General features: G+C 43.0%; 1 protein-coding gene. It reads right to left on the reverse strand.

The window, feature by feature from the left end; genetic code table 11:
* Positions 1-96: 96 nt before the first annotated feature.
* The coding region (locus tag OM075_RS25265; RefSeq protein ID WP_301193340.1) for a hypothetical protein at positions 97-735 on the reverse strand (639 nt) is incomplete at its 5' end.

Below are 735 nucleotides of genomic sequence, written 5' to 3' on the forward strand. Positions count from 1 at the left end.
TACTGGCCATCCGAAGCCCATTCGCCTTTTTTCAATAACGGTGGGGTTGTTCCCCTAAACATTTTTATCGTTCCCATATCTAAAGTCTTTTAATTGCTAAATCATTGCGTAGGCTTGCTCAAACAATTGGTTGGAGACGTAGTTACCGCCTGTTTCAACCTTGGTCATTGAAAGCACCAATAAGCGAAGTGTGTTTTTTGTAGGCAGGAGCTTTGCACTCTTGCTGACCTTTAAATCCTTGCAAACCGTTTGGATATAATGGTCGGTGTTGTTTTCAAATCGGGGTGCATATTCTTCGACCAATAACGGCACGGTGTTCTTGCCCTTTTCAATGTCGTGCTTGAGGTCTTTTATCATGGCACGAACGCCATAAACCGGAGCAATAAACATTTCAAAACGCCTGTCTTTGTTTTGCTCTTTGGGCAGTTTGCCGTTCCACTTGATATTGGTAAAAATCAGGTTTCCCGGATTGTTGTTGCGTATGCCTCTGGGTGCATTGGATAGATAGGTATTGCCACCGTTCCAATTCTGAAAGTTTGAGGGCAGTTCGTTATTGTTGGTAGTCAAAACGTTTGAACCACGAGGAGGCAATAGCCCACGCTTGCGTTTGTTTCGTCTGCGAATCATTACAATTGTGGTAACTATTGCCCCTGTGGTTAACACCCCTCCCGAAATAAATAATATCTTTTTCTTCTTGTCCATAGCTTTATTGTTAGAGTTTAGAGAGGGATTCCC

It is taken from the genome of Plebeiibacterium sediminum, assembly GCF_026013605.1.
GTDB lineage: Bacteria > Bacteroidota > Bacteroidia > Bacteroidales > Marinilabiliaceae > Saccharicrinis > Saccharicrinis sediminus.